Raw genomic sequence first — 8,365 nt, forward strand, 5'->3', positions numbered from 1 at the left:
GTAATTTTATGGATTTATCATCACTCTTAGGTGTGATTTTAGCCCTTACGGCTATTTCTGTGGGGGATTTGTTAGAGGGAGGTAATCCTATCCATGTGGTGCATTTAAGCTCCATTATTATCATTGTACCCACTACGCTATGCGCGGCTATGGTGAGTACCCACGCTCGCTATGTTAAGGCCGCTTTTAAAGAGATTAAGATTGTATTTTTAAACCCAAAGGTTGATTTACAAGAGACGATTAGAAATATCGTAGAATTTTCAACAATGGCTAGAAAAGATGGGGTACTCTCGCTTGAATCTAAAGTTAGCCAAATTGAAGATGATTTTACCCGCAATGGGTTTTCTATGATCGTTGATGGTAAGGACATTAAATCTGTACAAGAAAGCCTAGATGTGGCTATTGAAGAGTTAGAAGAGTATTATCACGGCGCAGCGCATTATTGGATCACTGCTGGCGAATCAGCGCCTACCTTTGGGTTAGTGGGGGCGGTGTTAGGTTTGATGCTTGCCTTGCAAAAACTAGATAACCCCCAAGCAATGGCATTAGGTATTGCCGGGGCTTTTACAGCAACTGTAACCGGAATTACTTGTTCTTATGCACTCTTTGGTCCTTTTGGCAATAAACTTAAAAGCAAGGCTAAGGACATTCTTAAGGAAAAAGTGGTGATTTTAGAGGGCATTGTAGGGATTGCCAATGGGGATAACCCGCGGGATTTAGAGATGAAACTTTTAAATTATATCGCTCCTGGTGAGCCTAAAAAGTCGCAGTTTGAATAATGGCTGCTAAAAAAGCTAAACCGGTTGAATGCCCTGCTGGAGAGCGCTGGGCTGTTCCTTACGCGGATTTTCTTTCTTTATTGCTAGCGCTTTTTATCGCGCTTTATGCGATCTCTGTGGTGAATAAATCTAAAGTCAAGGCATTAAAAAAAGAATTTCTTAAAATCTTTGATTATGCACCTAGACCTGATTTTATGCAACCTGTTATCACTATTCCACCCGCTCCGGGGGATACACAAACTAGCTTAGAAACAGAGGAAAGTAAGGCTAATGAAACTTCTAATCGTTCTAGGGTTACCACCACTAAAGAAAATGAAGGCGCAATTTTAGAGCAAACAGCCCATGGCGTGGTTCTTAAACTCCCCTCCTCGCTTCTCTTTGAAAATTCCTATGATGATACCATTAATGCAACTATGCGCGAGTATATCCACCGCATCGCTAAGATTATCCACACACTCCCCGATCAAGTAGACATCAGTGTACGCGGTTATACAGATAATACGCCCCTTCCCTCTAATTCAAGGTTTAAAGATCACTACGCCCTTGCTGCTAGCCGTGCTTATAAAGTCATGAAAGTCTTGCTTAGCGATGGCATTGATCCGCAAAAACTCTCTTTTGCTTCCTATGGCAAAAATAATCCCATTGTCCCTAATAATAGCCTAGAGGAACGCATGCACAATAATCGTGTGGATATTTTCTTCTATGCCGATCAACAAAGTGTTGTCAAAATCCGCTCAATTTTAGATCGTAGTTTTAGTAGCGAGAGTCGTTGATCCGTTTTCTTTGTTTTCTCTTTGTCCCTCTTTTGGCTCTGCCAACCGGTGAGCAGTTGCTTAGAGAAGAACAAATGCAGCTAGCCAAAAGCCCTATTCAAGCCCTCTTTTTTAGCCAAAAACAACCCTACACCTCTTGGAGTAAAGAGTATGGGATTTATCGCACTAAACACATTTTAGAAATTGAAGCGCTTGTCAAACAAGTACATATCAATAAAATTAGTTTAAACCGCGGCCATTGCGCCCTCTTGCCTATTTTGCCTAGTTATGTTCTAAGTTTGCATGAAAAAATGCGCTATGAAGTTTTTTGTGAGGGAACATTACGCGTAGAAATTGATACAGATTTTGGCACGCAGGTATTACACCTGCAAGAGGATTTACCCTAATGGCTCTTTTTAAATTTTTGCACTAAGTAGTTATAGCGCATGAGATCATCGCTTCTAAGTTTGCGGCTAATTTTCTCAACCCCTTGTGCATAAATCTGTGATAAAATCTGATAGACATTGCTATCAAATCCGCTACCATGTATAGGTGTAACCACGCTAACAGGCATATAACCCCCTGAAGAAGTTCTTTCTTGGCGCACGGTAACCCGTGTTCTTACCTGATAACCGGGCAATTCTAAGCTAGCTTGATCTAAAGCCTTTTGACTCTTAGGTTCTAAAATTTTAAGCTCTAAAAAGCCCATAGACAAATTGCTATTTTTACCCTCAAGCCCCCCATTGCGTAGTCTATCCTCTCTTAAACTAATGTCCTCTAAAACCTTAACATCTCCACTCACCTCTACAAGAATATACCCTTGATCTTGCTCAGTAGTACTAAGAGGTGTATGGGCTATCCCAACAGAAAAACCTCTTTTTTCTAAAATCATCTGGATTTGATCGAGCATGGAATCTTTAAAGCCTTGTTGCATATTAGCGGGTACATTTTTACTAAAATTAATGTGCATAGGGGCTAGTAAAACTAGTAAATGGTTTTTAGGCTGAGGCTTTTCATTAGACTCGTAGTAAGAAAAGGGAATAGGCCCTTCTGCGTGTTTATCTGGCTTATGCACACAGCCCACACCTAATAAAAGTATAAAAAAAGCTAAGACTATCTCTTTCATGGCCATCCTTAATAGCGTTTTTTAAAGAAACGGGCAATGATTTTAACAGCCCGCATAAAAAGCTTAAGTTTGTTATAGCTATCTTTAAAAGAACCACCTCTTTTACGCATTAGCAAGAATAAGTGGTTTTAAATTCAAAGGGGTGGGGGCGGCTCTCCCAAGGAAAGACCTCAGATCTAAATTTAAAACTCTGATAGGCCTGAATGAATTCCTCGCTAAAAACCTCGCCCTTTTTAAGATAATCTTTATTAGCCAACATTTCCTCAAGCGCACTTCTAAGGGTATGGGGTAATTGTTTGATCCCCTTTTCTCGAATCTCATCTAAAGTAAGTTTAAATAAATTCATATCCATAGGTTTTCCCGGATCGCTTTTTTGCGCAATCCCTTCTAAGCCAGCCATTAAAATAGCTGCAAAAGCCAAATAAGGGTTAGAGGAATTATCCGGAAAGCGCAACTCAAAGCGCGCGGCTTTGCCCTGTTGTGCCCCATAGGGAATACGCACGCTAGCACTGCGGTTTTGTGCCGAATAAGTCAAAATAGAGGGGGCTTCAAAACCCGGGATAAGCCGTTTATAAGAGTTGCTAGAGGCATTAGTAAAGGCGGCTAGTCCTCTAGCATGCTTAAGCACCCCGCCTAAAAAGTACAAAGCCATTTGGCTTAAATTTTTATACACATCTCCACTAAAAAGATTTTGCCCCCCTTTCCATAAACTCACATGGGTGTGCATGCCGCTTCCATTATCCCCATGCAAAGGTTTAGGCATAAAAGTAGCGGTTTTACCATTCAGATGAGCCACCATTTTAACCACATATTTAAGTTTTTGTACATTGTCAGCAGCCTCTACTAGATTACCAAAACGCACCCCGATCTCGCCCTGTGCCTGTGCCACTTCGTGGTGTACCACATAAGTTTCAAGCCCCACTTGGTTTAAAACCTTAACAATTTCAGCGCGAATATCTACAAGCGTATCTGTTGGAGGGGTGGGCAAATACCCGCCCTTAAGCCCTGTTCTATGCCCAAAATTTACCCCCCCCTCAAAACTGCGATCGCGATTCCACTCGCCCTCTTCTGTATCAATCTCATAATACTGGCAGTTAGCGCTATTTTTAATCTTAATAGAGTCAAAAATGAAAAACTCATTTTCTGCACCAAAATAAGCCATATCCGCAACGCCTAAGTCTTGCAGGTGTTTTAAAGCCCGTTTAGCAATGCTTCTTGGGCATTTTTCATAATCTTGTTCTTTATACACATCCCACACATCACAAAATACTATCACCGTAATATCCGCACTAAAAGGGTCTAAAAAGTAACGGATTAGATCGGGTTTTAAGATCATATCTGAGCGATCGATGCTTTGCCATGCCGGAATAGAGCTTGCATCAAAGGGAATTCCCTTTTGCAGCAAATCCTTATCCACCCCGCTCATAGAATAACCCAGATGATTCCAAGTACCCTTCACATCGGTAAACCTAAAATCTACAAATTCCACTTCCTTTTCTTTGCAAAACTGCAAAAACTGCACCACATCGGCATCGCTATTGTGTCTGTCCATTGAAATCCTTAAGTATTTTTCCCCATTTTAACATGGCATAGCTAATTTTTAGAGGGTACAAAAACAGACTCTGCAAGCGGGGGCGTTATTTTGCCAAAATAGGCGTTATAACAAATACGCAAACCCACACAGAGTACACAAAACGCCACACACATGAAAAAAAGGCAAAGAATGGCATCAATGCTATGGTTAAAAATGGCCTGCTTAAGCTGGCTTATTTGCTTTAAATCTGTGGTGTGGGTGAGTTTTTCTTTTAAAGCTTGGATTGTAGCCACATGGGAGACTTTATTAAGCACGGCATTTTCTCCTTTTGGCCAAATCTTTAACACCCCGCTATAAAAGGTGATAGAGAGGATAAAAAAGGCGGGTAATGCTGTAGTTAGGGCGTATTTAAAGCGTTGCATTTTAAATAAAATGGTGGTGCATAAAATTAAGGCCATGCCTGCTAACATCTGGTTACTCACCCCAAAAAGAGGCCAAAGGGTGTAAATCCCGCCCTTAGGGTCTAAAATGCCTTGATATAAAAAATACCCCCAAAATGCAACGGCTAGAAAAGTGGCTAAAATCCCCGCGCTATAGGATTTATGATTGCCAAGAGGTTTATAAAGATGGCCTAGCATGTCTTGGATCATAAAGCGCGCGCTACGAGTACCAGCATCTACAGCGGTTAGAATAAAAAGGGCTTCAAAGAGAATTGCAAAATGATAGCCAAAGGCCATAATAGAAGGGTGGCCTAAAAGCTGGTAGAGTAATAAACTTAATCCAATAGCAAAGGTGGGCGCGCCTCCTGTACGGCTTAAAATACTCTGTTCGCCGATGTTTTGCGTGAGGGTTTTAATTTCCTCAGCTGTGATAGAAAAGCCCCAAGAGCTAATCACCTTAGCCGCTTGGCTTAGGCTATTGCCTATGCTTTTTTCGGGGGCATTGATTGCAAAATAAAGCCCGGGGTGTAAAATAGCAGCCATTAAAAGAGCCATTAAAGCCACTACAGACTCCATAAGCATAGAACCATAGCCTACTAAACGGGCGTGGCTTTCTTTATCAATGATTTTAGGGGTGGTGCCAGAGGCAATAAGGGCGTGAAACCCGCTAATTGTCCCACAAGCAATGGTGATAAAAAGAAAGGGAAAGAGTGCACCAGCAAAGACGGGACCACTGCCATCAATAAAAGAGGTGAGTTTAGGGATATGCAGGGGCGGGGCAACACAAATTAAACCAAGAGCTAAAGCAAGTACCACCCCGATTTTTAAAAAGGTGCTTAGATAATCTCTTGGAGCGAGCAAAAACCATACGGGTAAGATAGAGGCGATAAAACCATAGCCCATAATGCCCCATGCAAGCGTACTTGCCTTAAGGGTGAAATAAGAGGCTAATATTGTATTGTTAGCTACAACCTTGCCATAGTAAATGGCTAAAAATAAAAGAATCAAACCTAAGAGCGAGCTTTCTAGTACTTTGGGTCTAAAAAAGCGGGTATAAAGACCCATAAGAATAGCAATAGGGATCGTACAAGAAATGGTAAAAAACCCCCATGGTGAGTGGGCTAGGGCTTTAACAACGACCATCGCTAAAATGGCAATGATAATAACCATGATGGCTAAGGTGGCTAACATCGCTAAAGAACCCACAAAAGGACCCATTTCCTCTTTAATCATTTCGCCTAGAGAGTGGCCACTGCGCCGCATAGAGACAAAGAGCACTACAAAATCATGGACACAGCCTCCTAGCACGCTACCAATTAAAATCCAAAGTACAGAGGGCAAATAACCCATCTGTGCGGCTAAAATAGGCCCAACTAAAGGCCCAGCTCCAGCAATGGCTGCAAAGTGATGCCCAAAAGTGATAGCCTTATGTGTGGGGATAAAATTTTGCCCGTCATGAAGCACATGGGCGGGGGTGGCGCGTTGATCATTAAGTACTAAAACTTTGCTTGCTATAAAATGGCTGTAGAAGCGATAGCCCAAAGTATAAATACACACCGCCGCACACACTAGCCAAAGCGCATTAATGCTCTCGCCCTTATGCAAAGCCAAAACCCCCAAACACACAGCCCCAATTAACGCCAAAAGCCCCCAGAGTAAAGAGATCACCGCTTGCATTGTTTGCCTTAAAATAAAGTCCTATTATGCTCTTTGTTAGTAAATACTTTAGGGAGAGTGGCTTTTGTGTTTAAGAAGAAAGAGAAAAAGATAAAAACCACAAATTTGACTTCTTTTAATTTTTAGCAATTCAAATATCTTGCCATTCTAACACAGCCGGTTAAATCAAACATAACCAAGCAATAGGGGCAAACCCACTACAAATTAAAACTAGATAAAGCTAGAGATACAAATATAAAAGAGTGTACTCTTAAATATTTTATGGTTTATTTGTGTTATGCAAGATTAAAGACCTTGAAGGGAAAAAATATTTTACTAGTGTAGCGCGCAATGATAGCGGGGAGTGGATCATAGCTAGTAACGCGCCCAAAACGCTTAATAATATCCAAAACAAGATTAAAGGGGGAGGGGAGGTATTGTATAGCACCCTACCCGAACTTCCAATAATCGCTAAGTCCGAATTATCCGCTAAAGCGTTGAATAGCGAAGTAGGGAAAGCAGAGACTACTAAACCGGCGCTTAAAAGTCAAGTTATCCCCCATAATAAAGCCTTTGGTACAAACTTTAAAGAGTTTTACCACAACCCTAAAGGCGCAGTTGCTAAACTACTAGAAACTAAAGAGGGACAAGTTGCAGGGGCATTTTATAGAGAGGATTTAGGCGATATAGATTTAGTGTGGGGAGAAATTAGAGATCAAAAGGGTAAATTACAAGGTTATGGGCTAAGTAAGATTGTAGAAAAACACCTTGATGACTTTAAAGGATTTGAGGGGAATAGTGCTTATGAGAAATTAAGCAATTGGTTAGAGGAAATAGTAAGTGGGGGGGAGGTGGTTAAAACCCACAATGGGTATAACATTTTATACAATGGCTACAAAGTAGGCTTAAATGAGGGTTGGAATGAAGGAGGTATTAAGCATGGTAACAACCGGTGGATAGTAACGGCTTATGATAATTCCAGAAGTTTAGCGAGTAAGAGACAAGGTAGCAACTCTGACTCTTTTACAAAGGGCGAGACTCTGCCCTCAAACTCTACAGCCACTTCTACTAAACCACCCCTTAAAAGTCAAGAGACTAATAATTACATTGATGTAGAAGTGATTGAGCACCCTAGAGCACTCCCCTATAAAGGCGATTGGCAGATTTATAAAGAGGCTAAAGCTAAGGGTTTGAGTTATATAGAGTTTAAGGCATTAAGAGAGCAAGAGAAAGCTACTAGAGCCCAAAATAACACAAGATACATTGAGTTTAAAAAAACAGAGAGTCAAAACATTAAGGATTTATTAGACCCTAGTAAACCCTTAAGAATGCTTAAACCTACTGAAATTACAGAGAGATTATTAGATCAAGTCAAAAAGCATAATGCTAAGGTGTGGGTAGGAGAACTCAAAGATTTAGAATTAGCCAATCAACTTAAGCTAGATACAAACCACCCTATTAAAATTACCTTTAATGGCAGTGCACTTGCCCATGTAGAAAAACAACATGACATACATTCCATTCACTATCTTAAAAACAAACAACCACCTATAGAAATACAAGATATTAGGGATTATCCGGCAGTTGTGAATAATGCCGACGCAATTAAATTAGAAACCACTAGAGATAATCAAATGGCTTTAGTTGCGGGCAAACAGATTAACGGATATTTCATAGTGGTAGAGACTATCAGCAAAAAGCAAAATGAGCTGAAGCTAAAAACTATGTATAAAGAAAATGGGAAGTTAGAAAATAGCCCAATATTTAAGGATAGTGGCTTGAGCTCGCGACTACCAACAGGTAGCGAAGACTCCCTAAGCCCTAAACCTAGTGTCAACTTAGACGCGCCACCACAAGCCGGCAAAGAGTCTAACACTCCAGCCCTTAAAAATCAACCCCTATCCGGCCTTAAAGAAAATGAAAGACCCATACAAATGGGGAAAGCTATTGCTATGCAAAAATTAAATGGCTATTCAAGCAGTATTAGCCTAGATGATGCCCATATCTACCCCTTAGATTTTGTGGTGATCAAGACTTCAGATATTAAGCCTAATATGCAGGCTAAAAGCGGGGTGCAA

General features: G+C 40.9%; 6 protein-coding genes and 1 pseudogene. 4 read left to right on the forward strand and 3 right to left on the reverse strand.

Translation table 11 applies throughout. The features are described from left to right. Positions 1-8 precede the first annotated feature (8 nt). Genes motA through G6Q00_RS06440 form a run of 3 tightly spaced genes read left to right on the forward strand, consistent with a single transcriptional unit; the run spans position 9 to position 1,938 of the window. Positions 9-779: a flagellar motor stator protein MotA gene (gene motA / locus G6Q00_RS06430; protein ID WP_163532483.1), complete on the forward strand. Its 771-nt coding sequence runs from the start codon at positions 9-11 to the stop codon at positions 777-779. Further along, entirely contained in the window at positions 779-1,552 is a 774-nt protein-coding gene (gene motB / locus G6Q00_RS06435; RefSeq protein ID WP_205426553.1) for a flagellar motor protein MotB, read from the forward strand. The genes motA and motB overlap by 1 nt, the downstream gene beginning before the upstream one ends. Beyond that, positions 1,549-1,938 (forward strand): hypothetical protein, encoded by a 390-nt coding sequence (locus G6Q00_RS06440; RefSeq protein ID WP_240331030.1) that lies wholly within the window; start codon positions 1,549-1,551, stop codon positions 1,936-1,938. Before motB ends, G6Q00_RS06440 begins: the two co-directional genes overlap by 4 nt. On the opposite strand, the gene G6Q00_RS06445 is transcribed toward G6Q00_RS06440, so the two are convergent. From G6Q00_RS06445 to G6Q00_RS06455, 3 genes are all read right to left on the reverse strand, one after another. Further along, positions 1,935-2,657: an HpaA family protein gene (locus G6Q00_RS06445; protein WP_163498814.1), complete on the reverse strand. Its 723-nt coding sequence runs from the start codon at positions 2,655-2,657 to the stop codon at positions 1,935-1,937. The genes G6Q00_RS06440 and G6Q00_RS06445 overlap by 4 nt on opposite strands. 109 nt (positions 2,658-2,766) lie before the next feature. Then, complete coding sequence (glnA, locus tag G6Q00_RS06450) at positions 2,767-4,209, reverse strand: type I glutamate--ammonia ligase (RefSeq protein WP_163532484.1); 1,443 nt, start codon at positions 4,207-4,209, stop codon at positions 2,767-2,769. A 41-nt stretch (positions 4,210-4,250) separates the two neighbouring features. Continuing rightward, the gene (locus G6Q00_RS06455) at positions 4,251-6,308 is read right to left on the reverse strand and encodes a carbon starvation CstA family protein (protein WP_163532485.1); all 2,058 of its coding nucleotides are present in this window, start codon (positions 6,306-6,308) and stop codon (positions 4,251-4,253) included. Between the two features lie 272 nt (positions 6,309-6,580). On the opposite strand from G6Q00_RS06455, the pseudogene G6Q00_RS06460 reads away from it, so the two are divergent. Then, positions 6,581-8,365, forward strand: a pseudogene (locus G6Q00_RS06460) (hypothetical protein); the annotation flags it as partial.

It is taken from the genome of Helicobacter suis, from assembly GCF_902196125.1.
Classification (GTDB): Bacteria; Campylobacterota; Campylobacteria; order Campylobacterales; family Helicobacteraceae; genus Helicobacter; species Helicobacter suis_B.

Bases quoted from the DNA above. Each gene is read 5' to 3' on its own strand.
- motA (WP_163532483.1), top strand. From the start codon at position 9: ATGGATTTATCATCACTCTTAGGTGTGATTTTAGCCCTTACGGCTATT.
- motB (WP_205426553.1), top strand. From the start codon at position 779: ATGGCTGCTAAAAAAGCTAAACCGGTTGAATGCCCTGCTGGAGAGCGC.
- G6Q00_RS06445 (WP_163498814.1), bottom strand. From the start codon at position 2,657: ATGAAAGAGATAGTCTTAGCTTTTTTTATACTTTTATTAGGTGTGGGC.
- glnA (WP_163532484.1), bottom strand. From the start codon at position 4,209: ATGGACAGACACAATAGCGATGCCGATGTGGTGCAGTTTTTGCAGTTT.
- G6Q00_RS06455 (WP_163532485.1), bottom strand. From the start codon at position 6,308: ATGCAAGCGGTGATCTCTTTACTCTGGGGGCTTTTGGCGTTAATTGGG.